Source organism: Campylobacter sp. BCW_4338, from assembly GCF_001763255.1.
GTDB classification, from domain to species: Bacteria; Campylobacterota; Campylobacteria; order Campylobacterales; family Campylobacteraceae; genus Campylobacter_D; species Campylobacter_D jejuni.
Genome location: NZ_MJYJ01000065.1, coordinates 64,491 through 85,156, shown reverse-complemented (window position 1 = coordinate 85,156; position 20,666 = coordinate 64,491). Strand labels below are relative to the sequence as shown.

Below are 20,666 nucleotides of genomic sequence, written 5' to 3'. Positions count from 1 at the left end.
TTTAGGAATTATCTTTTTCTAGTTTTTCAAAAATAATTTTAATTTCTTCTATATCGCTTTCACTATAATCATGACTTGATTTAATATAGCTTGCTTGTTGCCCTTTTTCAAGGTATAAAACTTTTTCATAATCTTTTAAATTTATTTGATGCTTTAGTTCAAGCTCGGTGTTTGTTTTAGGATAAAATTTTAAAAAATTATCCTCTCCAATATTTTCAGCTTTTATGTATATTTTTACATTATAAACCATTTCATCTAAAAAATTTAGCTTTGCGTCAATATGATATTTTAATTTTATAAGTTTTTTATACAAGACACTAAGATGATTATATTTTTTTATGATATCACGATAAAGATTTGAAAATTTCATATCTATAGTATTAAGTTTTTCAGTTTTTTGAAGTTTGATAATCTTGATTTGATTTTTGATTAGATAATCATAGTAATTTTGCATTTGACTTATGATATTATTAAGTTTACTCTTTGTTTTAAGGCTTAAATTTGTAAGATTTTCAGTTTCTGAGTTTGATTTATTGTTAATAAAATCTAGTGGAGAAATTACAATATTATTTTTAAATTTTATATTATTTGTTATGATTAGATTTTTTTTGGGATATAAGATATTATCTGCTAATAAATTGCAAATATAAATATTTTCTGCTTCTATTTTTCCACCCATGCAGTTTTCAACAAATACATTTTTGGCTATAACTATCCCGTTTTCTAAATTTTTTATATACACAGTATCAGCTTGCAAAGTTCCTTTGTGTGTTGTAATAAAAATATCTTGTGCAAAAATTTCGCTTTTTGCATGAGTTAGGCCTTTGATGCTGATATTTCTTCCATAAAGTTTTGTCGCTCCAATGCTTCCATTTACTTTTATGTCTGAAGCTTGAACATTTACAATACCTGATTTAACAGCATCATCATTTATATCAAAATTAGTGATTTCTAAGTTTATATTTTCATCAGTATTTGTTTTGATTGAACCGGTTGTTTTAAGTCCTACTTGTGATAATTTTAAATTATTTGTAACACTATATCCTGATCGGTCTTTATTTAAAAATCCATAATTTGCACTAAAATATTTAATTCTATCTTCTAGTTCTTCTGTATAAATGCTTTCATCTTTTATGATAAAAGGATTATCAAAAAAAGCTATTGGATTTAAATGAAGGATTTCTCCTCTTAAATTTCGTCCTTCTTTTCCAAGAATTCTATAAATGTATTCAAAAAGTAGCTCATTTTTTTCAATAGGTTTACAGTAGTTTCCTTCATCATAGTTAATATTTTCGTCAAAACATTCTTCGTTAACATCTCTATGATAAATAATTTCATCACTTTTATGTTCAATCTTATCTACACCTTTGGCAATTTCAAGCTCTATTTCTTTAATAGATGGACTTTTTTGTATTGATAAGATAAAATCATCAATCTTGTCAAATAAATTTTTATCAAGTCTTAAGATTAAAAATTTTTGTTTGATCATTACTTTATAAATATTTTGTAAAATGTCAAATTTTAAATTTGGATAGTATTTAAAATTATCCAAAAAATTAATATTGGCCTTAAGATAAGTTAAACTAGGATTAGATTTAAGCTTAACCACGAAACAGTTTTTTTGTGTTTTTGGATAAATTTCTATAAGAAATTTTTGCACCATGGTATTGTAATTTTTTACAAAAAAATCATCCGCATAAAATAAGTCAAAATCCTTTCTTTCATAAGTTTTTGTTTTTGCTGGTTTTATATTAGAACACAGAAGTTTAAAATCTATAATTCTAAAATCAAGAATTTGATCTGTGCTGGCTTGTTCATATTTTAAACTTTCAAAAGGATTGAAAGTTTCTAAAGTTTTTATTTCATAGCTCATCATTACACTCCTATGTTTTCGAGGATATGATTTAACATTTCATAATTTTGATTTAAATCAATATGATCTAAATGCACTAAAATTTGTCCACATTTTTCACATTTTAAAGTATTTTCTTTGCTAACAAGTTCTTCGTGTATGGTTTGTGGAACTGCATGAGTACGCAAATAACAGTTGCAAATATAATCATAGGTTTTTTCAGTCTTTAAATCTTGCCTAATCGATTTTAATTTTATGTATTGCTCTAGATTATAATGAATCTCTTGAAGATGTAGAGCTTTTTTTGTGAAGTTAGCTATCCATAAATCTTCAATAGCAAAATGATCTAAAATCCAATCTTTGGTCAATGTTGAAAGTTCAAATGACATTTTAACAATATCATTTGAGTGTTCTAAAAGTTCTTTAGTCTTTTTTAATAATATTTGATGAGATTTTCTATGTTCTTCAATCAAAGGAAAATCAATGCTTTCCATAAATTTTTCTTCATCTTTGAAATGAATTTTTACATATTGGAATAACTTTGTAAGAATTTGTTTTAAATCATTTTTGTGTTGCACATCATTATCTTGAATTTTTAAAGCTAAATCGTTTGCAATTTCAGCAATTTCAAAAATTAGTTCGTGTTGTTTATCTAATTGTATGTTTTTAATGCTAAAATCTTTACTCCATTTGATTTCCATGATTTTTCCTTAAAAATTTTATATAATATATCTATATAATCGTATTTCCTTGAAAAAAACAATAATTTTGCAAATTAAATTTAAAAATTTATATAAAATATAACCAATTTGTTACATATTTATACATTTTTATATTTAGTTTTTATAGCTCAACACTTTTTAAGTATATTATGATATAATTTCTTTGCCTTTTCTTAGACCTGTGCAATGCTATTTTTAAGCACCGCTTCAGGGTGGGAACACAGCAGAGCACTTGATTTTAGTGTGTGCCGCAGTTATCTGGGGAAGGGTTTTCTTCATTTAAAATTCCCTATTTATTTTTCAATTAGACTAGCTTCTTTATAAAGTAAAAATTATGTATATTTGTAACAATAAATTAAAAATTTATTTAAAAATTATAATTTTAAGATTTATTAAAATATTAGTTAACTAGAATTTAAGCATTGCAAATTACATTACCAATATCAAAGGATAAACAATGGATAGAAAGAAAATTCCCTTGTTGGTGCTGTGTATTTTAATTGCAGCTGTGTTTTGGCTTATACCTACTCCTGTAGGTTTGGAAGATAATTCTTGGCATTTTCTTGGGCTTTTTATTGCTGTGATTATGGCAGTGATTTTACAAGTAATGCCTTTGGGGGCTGTTTGTATGGTAGCTATTGCCATAATAGCTCACTACCCAAAGTTCTGTGCGTGCTACACATATAAAAACTCTTGAGGGAATTGTTTTAAGAGATAATTCTAATATCTATAAAACAACTATGGATGAGGCAGTTGAAGCCACTATTTTGCAGGCTTTAATCAATGCTAATATAAGTAGAAATTTAAAAGCAAAAGTTAATGAAATTTTAAAATCAAGCACAGATATAAATTACCAGATTGAAAATCTAAGTAAAATTTACACCAAGGCTACTTCAAAAACTTCTACGCAACAACTTATTGATGAGACTAAAATTTCAGCTTTAAATACTTTAGCACTTGATTTTTTATCTCAAAAGAGTATAGATGAAAAGGTAAATACTGCTATATCAAATTTAAAATCTAAAACAGGTATAAAAGATGCTTTAAGTGGTTTTTCAAATTCTCTTATTTGGCTTATAGTGATTTCTATTATTGTGGCTCGTGGAGTTATTAAAACAGGACTTGGAGAGCGTTTGGCTTATCATTTTATCAGTATTTTTGGTAAAAAAACCTTAGGTATTGCTTATTCTATAGCTTTTTGTGAAACCATTTTAGCTCCAGTTACTCCTTCAAATACTGCAAGAGCAGGGGCTATCATAAATCCTATAGTTCAAGCTATTGCAAGAAGTTTTAAATCCACTCCTGAAGATGGAACGCAAAATAAAATAGGCACTTATCTTTCTTTGGTAAATTATCAAGCTAATCCTATTTCATCAGCTATGTTTATTACAGCTACAGCTCCAAATCCTTTGGTGGTTGATCTTATAGCACAAGCTACAAATTTAGAAGTGCATTTAACTTGGGGGCAATGGGCTTTAGGAATGTTTTTACCTGGTATAGCTGCTATGCTTTTGATGCCTTTGGTGCTTTATTTTCTCTCTCCACCAGAAATTAAATCCACGCCTAATGCTTCCACTTTTGCTAAAGATAAATTGAAAGAACTTGGAAAAATGAAAAATAGTGAAAAAATCATGCTCAGTGTTTTTGTCTTGCTTTTGCTTTTATGGGCTGGGACTTTTGGTTTGCTTTTTGGAATTTCTCTTGATGCGACTAGTGTGGCTTTGCTTGGGTTGTCTTTGGTGTTGATTAGTGGAGTTTTAACTTTTGGGGAAGTTTTGGCTGAAAAAGCTGCTTGGAATACTTTAGTATGGTTTTCAGCTCTTGTAATGATGGCAACTTTGCTTGGCAAACTTGGTGTTACTCAGTTTTTAGCTGAAGCTTTAGGTGAATTTGCTTCTGCTATGGGACTTGGGGAAATTTCTATTATGATATTTTTAAGCCTTGCTTTTTTATATACGCACTATTTCTTTGCTTCTACTACAGCTCATATATCAGCAATGTTTTTTGTTTTTTATAGCGCAGGGCTTGCCTTAGGAACACCACCACTTCTTTATGCTTTTATTATGATAGCTTCAGGTAATGTTATGATGGCATTAACTCACTATGCAACAGGAACAGCTCCTGTTATTTTTGGAACAGGCTATGTAACTCTTAAAAAATGGTGGAGTTTAGGTTTTGTGATTTCCATAGTTGATATAGTAGTGATGATAGCTGTTGGACTTATTTGGTGGAAAATTTTAGGATTTTATTAATAATTTCTAGGAATTAATTCCTAGAAATTATTCTATAAAACCGCTTGCTATGACTTTATCATAATCATAAAAGACTGCCATTTGTCCGCTAGCAAGTCCATAAACAGGATTTTTTAGAGTGATTTTTGCACTTTTATCTTCATAAATTTCTACCTTGCAAGGTGTAGATTTTGAACGATAGCGGATTTTTACTTCGCAATCAAGCTCTTTAGCATCTATAAAAAGATTGATATTTTTTAGCTTAAATTCACTGATTTTAAGTTCTTCTTTGGTTCCTACGATGATTTGATTTTGCTTAGGATTGATTTTTAAAACAAAATGTGGTTCATGTGCCCCATGCACTTCAAAGCCTCTTCTTTTGCCTATAGTATAGTGCATATAGCCCTCATGTTTGCCTACTACTTTTCCGCTGCTATCTAATACTTCTCCAGGAATTTTTGTATCCATAAACTGATCTAAAACTTGCACATAAGTATCTTCAACAAAGCAAATTTCAGAACTTTCCTTTTGAGTGGCAAAAGATTTTAAAACCTCTATAGTGGAAGCAAATTTTTTCACATCTTCTTTTTTCATTTCGCCTAGCGGAAAAATAAGATATTTTAAAGCTTCTTTATCTGCACTGGCTAAAAAATAGCTTTGATCCTTGCTTTCATCTACTGCGGTTTTTATTAAGTTGTTTTCAAGTCTTGCATAATGCCCCGTGGCAAGTTTTTCACAACCTAAACTTTTAGCAAATTCTAAAAGTTTTCCAAGTTTGATAAAACGGTTACATAAAGCGCAAGGATTTGGTGTTTTACCCTCTTTATAAGTATCTACAAAAGGCATATAAACTTTGTTTTTAAAATCTTCTTGTAAGTCTAAAATATGATAAGGAATTTGTAAAAAATTTGCAACTTTTTCTACTTTTTTGATATTTTCTTCGTGGTAATTTGGTTTGCCATGAAGCTTCATATAACAACCTATAACTTCATGACCTAAATTTTTAAGTTTATAAGCAGTGACTGTACTATCAACTCCACCGCTCATAGCGACTAGAATTTTCATTAAATTTCCTTTAAAGTATTAATTATAAAATTCAAGTCGTCAGTGATTTTATACTTTAACTCATCTCCTTTAGAAATCACTTCAAGTTTGAGCAAAGAATTTCTGACGAACTCATCAAAACCTCGCCAAAATTCACCCCCAAACAAAATAATAGGAACATCTTTTTTAAATTCCAGTTGTTTTAATGTAAGAATTTCACACAATTCATCAAGTGTTCCAAAGCCGCCTGGGAAGATCACAAAAGCTAGACTCTTTTCAATAAGAGCCATTTTGCGTATGGCTAAGCTCTCAAAAGTAATATTATATTCTACAAAATCATTAAGTTTTTGCTCGTGAGGTAAAAATATATTAAACCCTACAGAACTCATTGAATTTGTATTATTTTTTTGTGAAAAAGCACCTTCGTTGGCTGCACGCATAATGCCTCCTCCTCCACCACTTATCACACAAAAACCATTTTGAACACATTTTTGTGCCAAAATTTTAGCCTGCTGATAATAAAAATTATCTTCTTTAAGTCTTGCTGAACCAAAAAAAGTTACGGCATTTTTTAGGTTTGGTATGTTAGCAAATTTTTCTAAATCTTGGCTTATTTTTTCATTCATTTTTCAACCTTTAGTTAAAATAAATTCCATTCTAGCTAAAAATTTATAATAAGTTCTTTATTATATAAGTTTTAATAGGTTTATTTTATTAAGATTAGGAATTTAAAGACTTTTAAATCTTTAAGCCTTAATATCTATACTTTTTGGTGCAGAATTTGAAGAAAGGATTTTGTTAAATTCTCCTGCATCATCATCACTAAATTTCACACCAAAAAGAAGTTCTAATTCTTTACTTATGTTAAATTTACCTTCTAATAGTTTTTTTACAAGCTCGTTTCTTGTGCTATCATCTTTGTAAGTTTCTTTGTTTTTACTTTCTGCTTGTATAGGTTTAAAAGCTTCTTCTTTGTTTTCTTCTGAATTTTTTTGCGATGAATTAATATTTCTAAAATCGACTAAATATTTTTGTTGAAGCTCAAGATATTTTGTTTTAAATTCGTCTATATTTTTACTTGTATGAAAAACTTTAATATAAGCTTCATCATAACTCACCCCATCAACTTCCATCCAATGGGGTGATTTTGTATTTTCATCTATCCATTTAAATAAGCTTTTAACCTCAGATTCTGAAAATTCATTTTTCCTAAGTTTATCTTCTATTGATCCTTCAACCAATTCTACTTTATCGCTTAGTTTCACATAATCCTTATACATATTTATAAAACTATTACCAAGTTTTTCTCTTGCTTCTTTTGTAAGCTCAGGATTTCCATTTTCGATACTTTCATCTCTAATTTTAGTAAGTGTCTGTAGAGGATTATTTCCAAAATATCTATTAAAAGAACTTAAAGTAATCATCTTGCATACCACCCTCCAAGAGCAGACTCCATTTGCCCTTTGCATTTGTTTGCCATTTCTTTAATAATCATATTATTATTTAACATAGGGCTAGAATTAAATTTATACATTTGCTGATTTTGTGTATCATATGCTCCAACTCCATAAGTGAAAAGAACATAAGGTTTTCCTAAATCAGAAACTTTTACTTGTCTTTTAACTGTATATACAGGAAGGATAGAGAGAGAATTTTGTGTTACTTGTAAAAATGCTGTAAATCTATTTTTACTAGGATTTGAGCAAGATGTTTGATCTATACCACAAAGCCCTTGTGGAGCGTTTGCATTGCCTTGAAGGTAGTTTGCCATATATTGCAATTCTCCTTCAGTGTATTTTGCTATGGCATATAGTTCATCTGCTGGATTCCATTGAGTTCCATTATGTAAGAACACAACTTGATACCCACCCTTAATTTGTTTCATCTCATCTAAATTAAGAGCTTTAACCCCTTGAGAATTATCACTTAAAGCACCATTACTAACTTTAGCTAAAAAATCCCCAGCAAAAGCAGAACTAGCTAACAAAGAACCTAAAATCAATGAACTTGCTAATTTTTTAAGCATAATTTCTCCTTAATGTGATTTAAATTGTTATATCAATTTTTTGTTTTCTCTGTAAGTATTTTATTAATTCTTTTTGCCCTTTTTGCATTATCAAGCTTTAATATCTATACTTTTTTGTGCAGTATTTTGAGAAATAATTTTGTTAAATTCTCCTGTATCATCATCGCTAAATTTCATACCAAAAAGAAGTTCTAATTCTTTACTAGTGCTAAATTTACCTTCTAATAGTTTTTTTACAAGTTCGTTTCTTGTGCTATCATCTTTGTAAGTTTCTTTGTTTTTACTTTCGCCTTGAATGGCTTTGAAGGGTTTTTCACTTTGTTGAGTGATAATTTCATCATCACTAGAAAGCAACATTTTATCACCCATAGCCATTTCGTATTCTTTCACAAATTCATCGTGTCTTTGCTTAAAATCTATGTATTTAGTTTTAAACTCATTTAAGCTTAAATCTTTACTTATAAGTGCGTCAAATTCTTTATAAAATTCATCGGCTTTTTTGATGATGTCGTAGCCCAAATGAAACATCTTAGAATAAGAAACAAAAAAACCTAACATCATTTTCTCCGTAGTTGGGTCCCATTTTGTATAAGCAGGATTAAAATCTTTTAAAGGGGATTTTTCTATTTTATTGGGGTCTTTTAAAGCATTTGACTTCATAAAGTTGTTAAATTCTTGCATATCTTTTTTGCTAATACTTTCATCAAGTCCGAATATTTTAGGATTATACTCAAATTTTTTTCCACGATAAGGCAAAGCACCTTCTCCTGTTATAACGGCTACTCCGTGTTTGTTGATTTTAAAATCAATATTTTTATCTTGTTTAAAATTTGAAGTGTTATAATCATAGTTTAAATTTGAGTTTAGACTATTTATCATTAGTTTTTCCTCTTTACTTGATAGAATACCCACCAAGATATCTTTCTAAAAAGTCTTTATAGTTTGAACTGATTTCCTTAACTACTCTGTAATTATTCAAAACAGGACTTGATTTTACTCTATACCAAGAACCTGATTGTTCGTTGATTACAGCCACTCCATAAGAAAAATACACAAATCTTTTCCCTAAATTAGAAATACCAATATTTCTTTTCACAGTATATCCAAGAAAGTTACGATAAGGGTCATCGCCCACTATACTCATAGTTTCCCAAAGTCTTTTTTGATTGATATAGGAATGCTTACCATTAACCAAACAATTTGTAGTTTCTATACCGCACATTCCACCAAATCGAACAAGTCCTTCTCTATTCCAATAATATTGATCTCCGTTACTATCTTGAAATAAAGTTAATTCCAAATTCCAATCAGGTTTGGCAAAGGCTATAACTTCATTATCACTAAGTCGTTTTAAATAGGTTATATACCCACCCTTAATTTGTTTCATCTCATCTAAATTAAGAGCTTTAACCCCTTGAGAATTATCACTTAAAGCACCATTACTAACTTTAGCTAAAAAATCCCCAGCAAAAGCAGAACTAGCTAACAAAGAACCTAAAATCAATGAACTTGCTAATTTTTTAAGCATAATTTCTCCTTATTTAATTATTTTACTCTTTATTTGAATAATATCACAAATTATATATTAAAATCAAATTTTTTTATTTGGAACATTCATTGCTTTTAAAAAAATTTGAAAATATTTAGAAAGGCAACAATGAAAAAGATTTGTTTAAGTATTTATGGTTTTAGTTAATTGTGTTTTTGCTAGTGATGAACTAAATATAGACAGTTTATTTAAAAAGCAAATAGGCTTAAGAAGCATTACAAGCTTTTCTTTGCTTAGCACAGGAAATGCAAACTCGTATTCTCTTTATCCTAATATAACAATAGGCGGAGATCCTACAATTTGGAATGATACAAAGCAAGTGTTTTTAACTCAAACTTTCATTTATACCATAACACCTAAGTTTGACATACTTATTTCAGGGGGCGGAAGTTATGCAAGAGGGGAATATACAAACTTTTTTACAAATGAGTATTCTAGTAAAAACAGAATAGGTTTTGATAATTTATGGCTAGGTTTTATTTATACAGGCGATAGCATTGCAGATTTAATTCCACAAATTACCTTTCAAACTGCAGTCGTTCAAAGAGAAAAAGCAATCAATCAAACCAAAAACTTTTATCTAAAATCACAAAGCTTACAAGCTAGTTTAAGGGGATATAGCGATCCTGTGGTTTATAGTATTTATACAGGATTTGGTTATAATCAATCAAGAAAATTTAAAACCCTTAAAATAGAGTATGGAAATAGTATTTATGTGGGTGGGGATTTATCTATTATTCTAAGTCCTAAAATTCTTTAGATTTAGGAGCAGAGCAAAGATTTCAAACCGAGCAAAAAATTAATGGTTATCAAAATTCTGAAGTGCGTTCTATTCCAACTTTAAGTTTAGGTTCTACTTATAGCATTAATTCAGATACCGCAGTTTCTGTTAATGCTAGTTTTGGAGGAAGCTCTGCTTCTCCTGATAGCATATTTGGGATAAGCTTATGGAAAAAATTCTAAAAATTTTATTATTTTTACCCATTCTTGCTTTGAGTGCAAAAGCCGAATGGGTAGTTAAGTCTTATCAAGAAATTAAAAACGAAAGAGTAATAAGACAAACTTATGAGCAATCTTGTGGGGCTTCATCTTTAGCAACTTTACTTAATATACTTGATGATCAAAAAAAGTTTGATGAACTTGAACTTTTAAAGATTATGAGCGGACAAGAACTTTATACGGATATGGTAAGCTTTGCAGATTTAAGCGATGCAGTTAAAAAACTGGGCTTTCAAAGCAATTCATATCAAATCAATAGAGAAAACTTGGATAAACTTGTAAATATTCCAATGCTTGTAAAAATTGAAGATGATCCACGCTTTCCACATTTTGTTATAATTATCAATCATAAAGGAAATTATTTGCAAATACTTGATCCAAGCCATGGAGAATATATAAGTTCTAAAAGTCAATTTTTTAGTATTTGGGATAGATATAATAAAGGTGGTTATGCTTTAATTGTTGCTCCTAAAAAAGAGCTAAAACCTTTTAAGTTAAATACTCCAAAATCTTTACATTTTGATTTCAGCCCTTTTAGTTTGTTTTAGTTTTAATTCGTTTATATTTATTATTCTTAATTTGTAGGCTAAAACTTTTTATCTTAGTTGTTCTAATCTTTCTTTTTTAGAACCAATTTCTGTAATTTGAACGCCGAAGTTACCATCGACAATTACTACCTCGCCATAAGCAATTCTTTTATCTCCGATTAAAATTTCAAGCGGATCATTTGCAAGTTGATTAAGCTCTACAACTGAACCTATATCCATAGTTAAAACATCTTTTAAAAGCATTTTTTTATTGCCTATACGCACACGAACAGGTAAGCGTACATCCATGATAAGATTGATATTTTTAAGTTCTTCGCTAAGCATGATTGTTTTTTCTTCAGTATTGTGATTAGAATCAGTGCTTGTATTTCCTGTTTCAGCAGGTTTCCCGCTTAGGATGTTATGGAGTGTTTGATCCATGGCTAAAGAAACTTGTTCTTCTAAATCGCCTATTTTTACATCATATAAAAATAATTTTTTAAAATCTTTAAAATCTACGCTTTCAGGCACAAATTCACAAGATTCTATACTAAAATCCATTTTTGGAATGTCTTTTTGGGCTCCTAAGGTTGTAGAAAATGCTGAAACGATGTTTTGGATAGCTTCTTTAGCTGCATCCATTTCATCAGGACCTAGTTTATCGTTTTTGGTGATCTCTTCTTCACCCATCATCCATTCACCAATAGCACTCATTAAAACAGCACCAGCTAAAATTCCTATTTTTCCACCATTTGCTATATCAAATATAGCATACACTAAAGGTGCTTTTAAAGTATCACTTGCATTGACATCAAATTCTTTATATTCGCTAAATTCAGCACTTTTTCCTGTTAAACCTTCAATGGTGCTGATGCATTCATTTGTAAACATTTTTAAAAAATCATTGATCATATTTCTTCATCCTCCTCTTCAGGCTCATCATAAACACTAGCTTTAGCTTTACGTTCTTCTTCGTATTTTTCCAAAATTTCTTTGATTTCATCTTTATCTGTGCGTATGAGTTCTAAAATTTTAATAGATTTTCTAAAACGATGCAATCCAATTTGTGCTAAGAAAACATCTTTTTTATCGATGCTTACTATAGCTTTATCATCTGCTTCTCTATCAAGCCTTAAAATATCGCCTTGTTTAAGTTCTAAAAATTCATGAACATTAATTAAGGTTTTTCCTAAAATTGCCTCATATACCACTTCAGCGCGACCGATTAAAGTTTTAAGTTCTTTGTTGCGTGATTTTTTGGCTGAGGTTTCACCCATCATAATGTCGCGGTTTGCCAAACGGCTTAATATACTTTCTAAATGCACTACAGGATAGCAGATATTTACCATACCACTTGAATTTCCTATGATGATTTCCATTACCACCATGATAACAATCTCATTTTGAGATACGATTTGCACAACATTTGGACTTGATTCTTTAGCTTCAATACTAGGATAAATTTCAGTTACAGTAGCCCAGCTTTCTTTAAGTCTTTGCATAATGATACGCAAAATAGAATCAAGCAAATTAAGCTCAATATCCGTAAGCTCACGCGAAGCTTCATAGCTATCACCTTGACCACCTAAAAGCCTATCTATCATAGGAAAAGCTATGCTTGGATTGATTTCTAAAACACAGTTTCCATCTAAAGGTTTGATAGAAAAAACGTTAAAACTTGTTGGGCTTGGCAAAGACATTAAAAACTCTCCATAAGTCATCTGATCGACTGAATGAAGTTTAGTTTCAACAATACTTCTCATCATCGATGAAATTTGAGAGGCTAAATTTCTTGCTAATTTATCGTGTATGCCTTTAATCGTCCTAAGTTGTTCTTTTGAAACTCTGTTTGGACGCTTAAAATCGTATACAACGATATTTCTTTCATCTTTTTCATCTTTTGAATTTGAGGCTATGGGCGTGTCGGTGTTATCATCGACAACTTCAAGTAGGGCATCAATTTCTTCTTGGGAAAGTATCTCAGCCATTACACTAGCCTTTCTCTAAGTTTTTTAAGAAGTTTTTTGTGAATTTGTGAAATTCTGCTTTCACTGATTTGTAAAATTTCACTGATTTCTTTTAGGCTTAATTCTTCATAATAATAAAGCTGAATAATTAACTGATCGCGCTCTTTAAGATCATCTAGCACTTCGTGAATTTTTTCTAAAAGTTCTTCTTTTTCAATTTTTTCTAAAGTATTGTCTTTGTTATAAAGTTCGATTTGCTCATCGATGGGCAGGGTATAGCTAATAGCATGAGCTGTTCTTACCTCTTTGATTTTTTCTACATCTAAATCAAGTTTTTTGGCTAGATACTCATCATCAGGTTCGCATTCATTCTCAAGGAAATATTCATCCATGATTGCATCAATATCTTTAATAATTTTGCGATTATTGCGACTCATTACATCAAGACTTCTAAGATAATCAAGCATAGAGCCATTAACTCTTTTTCTTGCAAAACCCCAGAAGTTATCATTTTGTTCTTTATCGTAACGGCGTGAAAGCTTTATCATTTCTTCAACGCCTATGCTAATAAGATCATTAACATCTATGCTTGAAGGCAAGCGTTCTTTTAGTCTAAAAGCCATAGCACGTAGGGCTGGCATGTAAGAAAGCACAAGCTCATCTTGCTCTTTCTTTAGCATTTGTGCATAAGCTTTAGGCGGCTCTTTTAGCATTTCTTCGTCTTTCTTTGGATTCATTTTTCTTTAGCTCTTCTCTTTCTTCATTGAGCTTTTCTAAAATTATATCCATTTTCTTTTCACGAATAACTAAATCGTTGATAATATTATTGCTAGTTTTTTCATAATCGTGTTTATTAAAGATTCTGCCACTAATTTTCTTTACATCTATAAAATTCATAATAGCAATATGAACAAAAACATAAAACATAAAAGTAATAAAACAAGTAAAAATCAGTATATCAAAGGCTTCATCTATACTAATAATGCTAAATGCAAGTCCTATAAAAAATCCACAAACAGTGAAAAATGCTACGTAATTTTCTGGCCTCATAATCTCTTCTCTTTATTGCTAAAATCTTTCAATAATTTTTCTAAAAAAACTTGAAAAACTACGATTTGAAACATTATCAAGCACTTTCCGTTCCAATCTATATAAAAGCTTGGAAGCTAGGGCTTTAAGCTCATCACTTGAGGCTGTGTTTTCATCGCTAAATAAAGTTCTTTTTTTAATACTACCACTTACATCTTTAGAAGCGCTTAAATGGCCTAAGAATTCTAAATTTAAAGGATTTTTAATGTTTGCATCTGCAACTTTTTTAATATTTTCAAAAACTTTTAAAGCTTCATTTTCATTTTTTACAACATTAAAGAGCATTAGTAAATTTTCTTTTGTCTTAGAAGTTGTTTTTATGGTTGCATACGCATCAGTGATTGCTGCAGGATCAGGAACAGTTACTACTATAACTTCATCAGCCATTTCTAAAAAATTTAAAATATTTCCACCAATACCCGCGCCTGTGTCGATAATAAGAAAATCAAGCTCATCTAAAATACTTGCTTGATTTAAAAATCTCTCGTAAATATTTTTATCATTATATTTTAAAATCTCATCTCCACTTTCGCCTGGGATGAGCCATAAATTTGGCTTAACTTCTATTAAAATATCTTCCAAGGAGCATTCTCCACGTAAAACATGCAAGAGATTTTTTTGTATGCGTACATTTAAAATGACATCCAAATTTGCCAAGCCAATATCAGCATCAAAAAGCCCAACTTTATAGCCATTATTTGCTAAAACATTGGCTAGATTTGCGCTAATCGTACTTTTTCCAACGCCACCTTTTCCACTTGTAATAGCTATAAAATGAGTGTTTTGGGATTTTTTGGTTCCATTTTGACTCATGAGATTGCGAAGTTTATTTGCTTGGTTATTCATTATTTTTTCCTTTATTAAACCCTTCTAAAATACAATGAACTAGAAAATCACTATTGGCTACTTCTAAATCATCTGGCACTTCTTGTCCTGTAGAGAAAAAGCTTAGAGGAATATTCGTTTCATAAATAAGAGAGAAGATATTTCCAAAAACCTTTGTTTCATCAAATTTAGTAATAATCAAAGTATCAATATTTAAGAATGAAAAATTTTTATAAATTTCCATTAAATCTTCATGTTTGGTGTTTGCAGAAACCACTAAATTTACATCAATTTCTGCATTTGAGTGCATTAAAAATTCTTTAGTTTTAGAAAGTTTACTTTGATCGTATTGTGAATTTCCTATAGTATCAACCAAAATTACTTCGCAATTATTTAAGCTTTTTATCGCTTCATCTAAATCCTTTGGTTCTATGCTATCAATAATAGGAAGTTTCATCATTTTTGCATACTGAAAAAGTTGCTCAACCGCACCGATTCTATAAGTATCAAGCGTAATAATACCTGTTTTATAACGCTTATCTCCATAAGCATAGCGAAAAGCTAACTTAGCTAAGGTTGTTGTTTTTCCGACTCCTGTTGGGCCTACTAGCATCATGATTTTTTGTTTTTTTATATCGCTTTCAACACGACAAGGCAAGATATTTCTTAAAAGTGAGTGAAAATATCTTTGAACCGCATCTTTGTTGGTTTTCATAGCAGCTGGCATATTTTCTATAGTTGCTTTCATAATCGCTTCTAGATGATTTTCAAGCATTCCACTTTCTTTAGCTTGTTTATAAATACTTGCAAATTCAGGAGGTATCATAAGATTTTTTCTAGCTTCGGCTTTATCGTCCCACATCATATCTGCAAGAAGATCTATTTTATCGTTAAGCTTGTTGATTTGTTTTTCAAATTGCTTTTCAAAATTTTCTATTTTTTTATTATAATTTGGATTAGGGGTGTAATTTTCTAAAGGTGTGTTTGTGACTTTAGAAATTTCATTACTAACTTCACTTAGCTTTTCTTTAAAATCATCAAAGTCTAGAGTCTTATTTTGATGAGGGTTGATTTTGTTTTGTGGAAAATCTTGATAGGTTTTTTTAGTTAAGTCATTGTTTTTTACAGTGTTTAAATTTCTATTTAAGCGAGCATTTGAGAAATCCAAGACTACATCTTCATCTTCTTGAGGGATTTGAGATCTAATTTTTTCTTCTGCAAGAGAGGTAGAAGATGGTTTTGGCGAGCTTTTTTTTGCAGGTAAAGATTTCCCTTGTTTTTTTAAGTGTTCTTCATAGTCGCTTTCTTCTATGGCTACCATAACCTCATAAAGTGCATTGCGATTTAAGGTTTTAGGACGAATTTGTTTATTTGTTATAATTAAAGCTTTATCTCCGTAATCTTCTTTTACTTTGGGTATAATTTGTTCTGTATCTTCAACAGTAAAAGTATGTATAAGTTGTCCCATATTATATTCCTTATATCATGCCTAAAGGCAAAATTACACTCACTCTTTCTTTAGCCCCTTTATGAGGCACCTCACACCACTTATCACGCTTGACTTTTTGTGAAAAGTATAAAAGATCTAAATCAAGCGTTCTAGGAGCGTTTTTGAAAGTTCTCTTGCGTTTAAATTTTACTTCATAATAAAGTAAAACTTTCAAAAGTGCTCGTGCATGCAAATTAGTTTGTATCAACATAACAGCATTGGTAAAATCTTTTTGCTCTTTAAAACCAAAGGCTTCATTTATCAACATAGGAGATGTGGATAAAATTTTAAATCTTTTATCATCCATCATTACTCGAAAAAGCATATCAAATCTTTTTTTTTCAGGTTCTATATTGCTTCCTAAGCCTATAAGGGCTAAATATTTAAAAGATCGTATATTTTGACTAAAAAAAGGAAAAAAACGACTTTTTTCAAAGTGTTTTACTCCTTGAATTTTTAGCATTATTATTTATTTGTTTGTTGTGCTTGTTGCATTGCGTGCAAATTTTTTATTTGTTCGCAAATTTGAATTACGCCCATTAAAGCCAAGTGATAGCCAAAAGGACCAAAACCAACAATAGTTCCAGAGCATACAGGCGCTATAAGACTTTTTTGGCGAAATTCTTCTCTGCGATAAACATTGCTAATATGCACTTCAATTGTAGGCAAAGCTACTGCTGCAATAGCATCTCGAATAGCTATTGAAGTATGAGTATAGCCTGCTGCATTGATAATAATTCCATCAACTGTTCCAAGGCATTCTTGAATTTTGTCTACGATTTCACCTTCAAAATTACTTTGGAAAAAGTCAAGTTCTACATTGCTTTGAGCGGCAGCTATTTTCATTTGCTCATGAATTTGCTCCATTTTCATAGCACCATAAATTCCCACTTCTCTTACGCCAAGCATATTAACATTTGGGCCTTGGATAATCATTATTTTCATGGATTTAACCTTAAAAATTTATTTTTAACCTTATATTATAACATTTTAAAAATAAATTTTTGCTACAATGTAATTTTTGAAAGGAAAATCGTGTTTATAGCTGCTGCAAGATATCTTTTTTTATGTGATGAAGATTTTACGATACTAGAAAATCAAGCCTTTGTTTTTGAAGATAAAATTTTAGAATTAGGTAAATTGGATAATTTAAGAAAAAAATATCCTAAGGCTAAAATCATCAAAACACCTAAAAATTCGGTTATTTTACCTACTTTTATAAATCCTCACACACACTTAGAATTTAGTGCAAATTCAACAACTTTGCATTTTGGAGAATTTTTAACTTGGCTTAAAAGTGTTATAAATTCTCGTTCCATGTTAAATGCGCAGGCCAAAGAAGAATTAATATTTCAAAGCATTAAAAAAATGCAAAAAAGCGGCATAGGCACCATAGGTGAAATTTCAAGTTTTGGGAGTGATTTAGATCCTTGTTTAAAGGCTAGTCAAAAGGGGATGCGTGTAGTATTTTTTAATGAAATTCTAGGCACAAATGAAAATCAATTTGAAGATAAAAAACAAGAATTTTTAAAAAGATTTGAAAATTCTTTGAAATTTAAAAATGATTTTTTTATCCCAGCAATTTCAATTCATTCTCCTTATTCAACTCATCCTAGTTTGGCTCATTTTGCTCTTGATTTAGCTAAAAAGCAAAATTTACTAGTTAGTACGCATTTTTTAGAAAGCAAGGCTGAAAATATCTGGCTTAGAGAGTCTAAAGGGGGTTTTAAAAAATGGCTTGAAAATTTTACACTTCACCCTAAGCCTCTTTATACAGCAAAGGATTTTGCTAAACTCTTTAAAGGAGTAAGGACTCTTTTTACGCATTGTGTTTATCTAAAAGAATATGAATGGTTAGATAAAAATTTACATTCTATTACACATTGTGCATTTTCAAATCGTCTTTTAAGTCAAAAAAGCTTAGATTTAAAAACGGCTTTAAAAAGTGGATTAAATATCCATTTAGGAACCGATGGACTTAGCTCAAATATTTCATTGTCCTTACTTGATGAAATGCGCGCGAATTTGCTTATACATAAGAATTTTGATTTATTAGAGTTAGCATCTAAGCTTTTGCAAATGGTAACACTTTATCCTGCAAGGGCTTTAAATTTAAATTTAGGAGAGCTTAAAAAAGGTAAAATTGCTGATTTTAGCGTATTTGAGCTAGGAGAATGTGATAAAAAGCAAGCTCCTTTGCAGTTTATTTTAAATGCTAAGGAAGTGGATAAATTATTTATAAAAGGAAAAGAATGCAAATTTTAAAATCATTTTTTAATGCTTTAGGGTGTGGAATAAAATTTATCAATACTTATTTTAAAACCTTTGTTTTATTGTTGATTGTTATATGGATTTTAATGCCTAGTGCAAATTCAAGCTCCAATCTTGCAAATTTAGAACGCATTGATTTAAAGGGTGAAATTTTTGATAGCTCTGCGGTTTTAGAAAAAATTATCAATACTAAAAATGATAGCAATATCAAAGGAGTGCTTTTTGTTATAGACTCTCCTGGTGGAGCTTTTGCTCCTAGTATGGAACTAGCTCTAGCTATAAAGGATTTAAAAATTAAAAAGCCCGTGCTTGTCTATGCAAGCGGAACTATGGCAAGTGGAAGTTATTTAGCAGGAGTTGGAGCCAATAAAATTTTAGCCAATCCGGCAAGTTTTATAGGCTCTATCGGTGTGATTATGCAAGGAGCTGATTTAAGTGGATTGGCTAATAAACTCGGTATTAAAGAACAAACTATTCAAGCAGGTGAATTTAAAAGTGCTGGAACTTTTGCAAGAGCTTGGAATGAGAATGAAAGAAATTTTTTACAGGGTTTAATTGATCAAAGTTATGATCTTTTTACAGGTTTTGTTGCTAAGGAAAGAGCATTAGATCTTAACAAAAAAGACCAATGGGCAAATGCAAGAGTGTTTTTAGCTGCCAAGGCTAAGGAGCTTGGTCTTATAGATGAGCTTAGTAATTATGAAAATGCTAAAAAGGAGCTTGAAAAACTTGCTAATGTTTCAAATCCCGTTTGGAAAGAAGAAAATAAGATTGATAAATTTCTTAACCGCCTAGAAGGACAAGTATCAAGCTTGATAAGTAAAAGCTTAATCGAAATCGCTTATAAGACTAATAGCAGTTTTATAAACGCTAGATAAAATATATAAATATTTTTATTTAATTTTTGTAATATTTTTATGCAATAATTATTTATATTTTAGATAAGGAGTAAAATAATGAAAAAAAATATTGTTTTTTTTGAAGTTAAAGGTGGGAGTGATAAAGGTGAAGATGGTTATAGAAAAGATACTATACCTATGGTAAATGCCTTAAAAGCTAAGGGTTGGAATGCTGAGGTGATTTTTTTTGAAGTGAGTAAAAAAGATGAAATTTACAAATATGTGAAAGAAAATTTTGATGGTTATGTTTCTCGCATCAATCCTGGTAATCTTAAAGAAGAAAATGAGTATTTTGATATGTTAAGAAAACTTTGTGCTGATAAGCTTGTAGGTATGCCTCATCCTGATGCTATGATAGGTTATGGTGCTAAAGATGCACTTACAAAATTAGCAGATACTGATCTTGTTCCAAGCGATACTTATGCTTACTATGATATTAAGACTTTTAAAGAAAATTTTCCAAAAAGTTTGGCTAAAGGTGAAAGGGTTTTAAAGCAAAATCGTGGCTCTACAGGAGAGGGAATTTGGCGTGTGAGTGTAGAGGGTAGCGTTAGTGGAGATAGTTTGCCTTTAAACACAAAAATCAAGTGTACGGAAGCTAAGGATAATCATGTAGAACATAGAGAGCTTGGGGAATTTATGGATTTTTGTGAGCAATATATCATAGGTGATAATGGTATGCTTGTGGATATGACTTTTTTACCGCGCATTAAAGAAGGTGAAATCAGACTTTTAATGCTTTATAACACTCCTGTAAATGTAGTACATAAAAAACCAGCCGAAGATGCCGATGCTTTTTCTGCTACGCTTTTTAGTGGGGCAAAATATCGTTATGATAAGCCAGAAGATTGGAAAACTTTGGTGGATATGTTTTTAGGCGAGCTTCCTAAGGTAAGGGAAAGATTAGGCAATTACGACTTACCATTGATTTGGACGGCTGATTTTATTTTAGATACTGATGAAAAGGGCAATGATAAATATGTTTTAGGCGAGATTAATTGTTCTTGTGTAGGCTTTACTTCTCATTTAGAGCTTGCTGATGAAGTGGCTTCAAATATTATTAATATTGTAAGTAAAACTAAGGCTTAGTTTTTAAGTTTAATGTCCATTTTATTATTGCAAAATGGACATTCTTTTTCTATTGTTTTTAAGTTTGAGCTATATTCTATTGGGAAA

The 20,666-nt window shown here is 30.2% G+C and carries 20 protein-coding genes, 1 other RNA gene and 2 pseudogenes; 7 read left to right on the top strand and 16 right to left on the bottom strand.

The genetic code is table 11. From position 1 onward, the window contains the following. Position 1: 1 nt before the first annotated feature. On the bottom strand, positions 2-1,873 hold the full coding sequence (locus AJN69_RS08820) for a flagellar assembly protein A (protein ID WP_070288135.1): 1,872 nt from the start codon (positions 1,871-1,873) through the stop codon (positions 2-4). Positions 1,874-1,875: 2 nt separating this feature from the next. Next, positions 1,876-2,553 (bottom strand): hemerythrin family protein, encoded by a 678-nt coding sequence (locus tag AJN69_RS08815; RefSeq protein ID WP_002860894.1) that lies wholly within the window; start codon positions 2,551-2,553, stop codon positions 1,876-1,878. A 191-nt stretch (positions 2,554-2,744) separates the two neighbouring features. Here AJN69_RS08815 and ffs point away from each other — a divergent pair. Next, positions 2,745-2,842, top strand: an RNA gene (gene ffs / locus AJN69_RS08810) — signal recognition particle sRNA small type. Positions 2,843-3,031: 189 nt separating this feature from the next. Then, positions 3,032-4,826 (top strand): annotated as a pseudogene (locus AJN69_RS08800) (DASS family sodium-coupled anion symporter). Between the two features lie 27 nt (positions 4,827-4,853). On the opposite strand, the gene mnmA reads toward AJN69_RS08800, so the two are convergent. From mnmA to AJN69_RS08770, 6 genes are all read right to left on the bottom strand, one after another. Beyond that, positions 4,854-5,870: a tRNA 2-thiouridine(34) synthase MnmA gene (mnmA, locus tag AJN69_RS08795; protein ID WP_070288095.1), complete on the bottom strand. Its 1,017-nt coding sequence runs from the start codon at positions 5,868-5,870 to the stop codon at positions 4,854-4,856. Next, positions 5,870-6,475, bottom strand: a complete 606-nt coding sequence (locus tag AJN69_RS08790; RefSeq protein WP_002860897.1) for a TIGR00730 family Rossman fold protein — start codon at positions 6,473-6,475, stop codon at positions 5,870-5,872. The genes mnmA and AJN69_RS08790 overlap by 1 nt, the downstream gene beginning before the upstream one ends. A 120-nt stretch (positions 6,476-6,595) precedes the next feature. Continuing rightward, complete coding sequence (locus tag AJN69_RS08785; protein WP_070288092.1) at positions 6,596-7,273, bottom strand: hypothetical protein; 678 nt, start codon at positions 7,271-7,273, stop codon at positions 6,596-6,598. Beyond that, complete coding sequence (locus AJN69_RS08780) at positions 7,270-7,875, bottom strand: bacteriocin (RefSeq protein WP_070290232.1); 606 nt, start codon at positions 7,873-7,875, stop codon at positions 7,270-7,272. Before AJN69_RS08780 ends, AJN69_RS08785 begins: the two co-directional genes overlap by 4 nt. Positions 7,876-7,965: 90 nt before the next feature. Next, entirely contained in the window at positions 7,966-8,754 is a 789-nt protein-coding gene (locus AJN69_RS08775; RefSeq protein WP_044780772.1) for a hypothetical protein, read from the bottom strand. Positions 8,755-8,767: 13 nt separating this feature from the next. Then, the gene (locus AJN69_RS08770) at positions 8,768-9,403 is read right to left on the bottom strand and encodes a hypothetical protein (protein ID WP_186820429.1); all 636 of its coding nucleotides are present in this window, start codon (positions 9,401-9,403) and stop codon (positions 8,768-8,770) included. Positions 9,404-9,532: 129 nt separating this feature from the next. Here AJN69_RS08770 and AJN69_RS08765 point away from each other — a divergent pair. Together AJN69_RS08765 and AJN69_RS08760 are read left to right on the top strand one after the other, a co-directional pair. After that, a pseudogene (locus tag AJN69_RS08765) lies at positions 9,533-10,387 on the top strand (hypothetical protein). Beyond that, positions 10,372-10,971, top strand: coding sequence for a C39 family peptidase (locus AJN69_RS08760; protein WP_053872216.1), 600 nt, complete (start codon positions 10,372-10,374; stop codon positions 10,969-10,971). Before AJN69_RS08765 ends, AJN69_RS08760 begins: the two are co-directional and overlap by 16 nt. 48 nt (positions 10,972-11,019) lie before the next feature. On the opposite strand, the gene fliY is transcribed toward AJN69_RS08760, so the two are convergent. From fliY to aroQ, 8 genes are read right to left on the bottom strand one after another with little or no spacing between them, the layout of a single operon-like run. Then, positions 11,020-11,862 (bottom strand): flagellar motor switch protein FliY, encoded by an 843-nt coding sequence (gene fliY / locus AJN69_RS08755; protein WP_070288090.1) that lies wholly within the window; start codon positions 11,860-11,862, stop codon positions 11,020-11,022. After that, the gene (fliM, locus tag AJN69_RS08750) at positions 11,859-12,938 is read right to left on the bottom strand and encodes a flagellar motor switch protein FliM (protein WP_002851710.1); all 1,080 of its coding nucleotides are present in this window, start codon (positions 12,936-12,938) and stop codon (positions 11,859-11,861) included. The genes fliY and fliM overlap by 4 nt, the downstream gene beginning before the upstream one ends. Next, entirely contained in the window at positions 12,938-13,630 is a 693-nt protein-coding gene (locus AJN69_RS08745) for an RNA polymerase sigma factor FliA (protein WP_070288089.1), read from the bottom strand. Before AJN69_RS08745 ends, fliM begins: the two co-directional genes overlap by 1 nt. Continuing rightward, positions 13,611-13,967 carry a hypothetical protein gene (locus tag AJN69_RS08740; protein WP_002854547.1) on the bottom strand — a complete coding sequence of 119 codons (357 nt, stop codon included), beginning with the start codon at positions 13,965-13,967 and terminating at the stop codon, positions 13,611-13,613. Before AJN69_RS08740 ends, AJN69_RS08745 begins: the two co-directional genes overlap by 20 nt. A gap of 18 nt (positions 13,968-13,985) precedes the next feature. Further along, the gene (gene flhG, locus AJN69_RS08735) at positions 13,986-14,852 is read right to left on the bottom strand and encodes a flagella biosynthesis ATPase FlhG (RefSeq protein ID WP_002854691.1); all 867 of its coding nucleotides are present in this window, start codon (positions 14,850-14,852) and stop codon (positions 13,986-13,988) included. Next, positions 14,845-16,299, bottom strand: coding sequence for a flagellar biosynthesis protein FlhF (gene flhF / locus AJN69_RS08730; protein WP_070288087.1), 1,455 nt, complete (start codon positions 16,297-16,299; stop codon positions 14,845-14,847). The genes flhG and flhF overlap by 8 nt, the downstream gene beginning before the upstream one ends. Before the next feature lie 10 nt (positions 16,300-16,309). Continuing rightward, on the bottom strand, positions 16,310-16,783 hold the full coding sequence (gene folK, locus AJN69_RS08725; RefSeq protein ID WP_002851803.1) for a 2-amino-4-hydroxy-6-hydroxymethyldihydropteridine diphosphokinase: 474 nt from the start codon (positions 16,781-16,783) through the stop codon (positions 16,310-16,312). Between the two features lie 2 nt (positions 16,784-16,785). After that, on the bottom strand, positions 16,786-17,265 hold the full coding sequence (aroQ, locus tag AJN69_RS08720) for a type II 3-dehydroquinate dehydratase (protein WP_070233984.1): 480 nt from the start codon (positions 17,263-17,265) through the stop codon (positions 16,786-16,788). 90 nt (positions 17,266-17,355) lie between these two features. On the opposite strand from aroQ, the gene AJN69_RS08715 reads away from it, so the two are divergent. The 3 genes from AJN69_RS08715 (at position 17,356) to AJN69_RS08705 (ending at position 20,579) form a co-directional block, all read left to right on the top strand. Beyond that, the gene (locus tag AJN69_RS08715; protein ID WP_070288086.1) at positions 17,356-18,585 is read left to right on the top strand and encodes a metal-dependent hydrolase; all 1,230 of its coding nucleotides are present in this window, start codon (positions 17,356-17,358) and stop codon (positions 18,583-18,585) included. Beyond that, on the top strand, positions 18,573-19,469 hold the full coding sequence (gene sppA / locus AJN69_RS08710; protein ID WP_070288084.1) for a signal peptide peptidase SppA: 897 nt from the start codon (positions 18,573-18,575) through the stop codon (positions 19,467-19,469). The genes AJN69_RS08715 and sppA overlap by 13 nt, the downstream gene beginning before the upstream one ends. Positions 19,470-19,547: 78 nt before the next feature. Continuing rightward, on the top strand, positions 19,548-20,579 hold the full coding sequence (locus tag AJN69_RS08705) for a Cj0069 family protein (protein WP_002933934.1): 1,032 nt from the start codon (positions 19,548-19,550) through the stop codon (positions 20,577-20,579). The last annotated feature ends 87 nt before the right edge of the window (positions 20,580-20,666 follow it).

Coding starts and splice junctions, on each gene's coding strand:
- AJN69_RS08820 (WP_070288135.1), bottom strand. CDS start 1,873: ATGAGCTATGAAATAAAAACTTTAGAAACTTTCAATCCTTTTGAAAGT.
- AJN69_RS08815 (WP_002860894.1), bottom strand. CDS start 2,553: ATGGAAATCAAATGGAGTAAAGATTTTAGCATTAAAAACATACAATTA.
- mnmA (WP_070288095.1), bottom strand. CDS start 5,870: ATGAAAATTCTAGTCGCTATGAGCGGTGGAGTTGATAGTACAGTCACT.
- AJN69_RS08790 (WP_002860897.1), bottom strand. CDS start 6,475: ATGAATGAAAAAATAAGCCAAGATTTAGAAAAATTTGCTAACATACCA.
- AJN69_RS08785 (WP_070288092.1), bottom strand. CDS start 7,273: ATGATTACTTTAAGTTCTTTTAATAGATATTTTGGAAATAATCCTCTA.
- AJN69_RS08780 (WP_070290232.1), bottom strand. CDS start 7,875: ATGCTTAAAAAATTAGCAAGTTCATTGATTTTAGGTTCTTTGTTAGCT.
- AJN69_RS08775 (WP_044780772.1), bottom strand. CDS start 8,754: ATGATAAATAGTCTAAACTCAAATTTAAACTATGATTATAACACTTCA.
- AJN69_RS08770 (WP_186820429.1), bottom strand. CDS start 9,403: ATGCTTAAAAAATTAGCAAGTTCATTGATTTTAGGTTCTTTGTTAGCT.
- AJN69_RS08760 (WP_053872216.1), top strand. CDS start 10,372: ATGGAAAAAATTCTAAAAATTTTATTATTTTTACCCATTCTTGCTTTG.
- fliY (WP_070288090.1), bottom strand. CDS start 11,862: ATGATCAATGATTTTTTAAAAATGTTTACAAATGAATGCATCAGCACC.
- fliM (WP_002851710.1), bottom strand. CDS start 12,938: ATGGCTGAGATACTTTCCCAAGAAGAAATTGATGCCCTACTTGAAGTT.
- AJN69_RS08745 (WP_070288089.1), bottom strand. CDS start 13,630: ATGCTAAAAGAGCCGCCTAAAGCTTATGCACAAATGCTAAAGAAAGAG.
- AJN69_RS08740 (WP_002854547.1), bottom strand. CDS start 13,967: ATGAGGCCAGAAAATTACGTAGCATTTTTCACTGTTTGTGGATTTTTT.
- flhG (WP_002854691.1), bottom strand. CDS start 14,852: ATGAATAACCAAGCAAATAAACTTCGCAATCTCATGAGTCAAAATGGA.
- flhF (WP_070288087.1), bottom strand. CDS start 16,299: ATGGGACAACTTATACATACTTTTACTGTTGAAGATACAGAACAAATT.
- folK (WP_002851803.1), bottom strand. CDS start 16,783: ATGCTAAAAATTCAAGGAGTAAAACACTTTGAAAAAAGTCGTTTTTTT.
- aroQ (WP_070233984.1), bottom strand. CDS start 17,265: ATGAAAATAATGATTATCCAAGGCCCAAATGTTAATATGCTTGGCGTA.
- sppA (WP_070288084.1), top strand. CDS start 18,573: ATGCAAATTTTAAAATCATTTTTTAATGCTTTAGGGTGTGGAATAAAA.
- AJN69_RS08705 (WP_002933934.1), top strand. CDS start 19,548: ATGAAAAAAAATATTGTTTTTTTTGAAGTTAAAGGTGGGAGTGATAAA.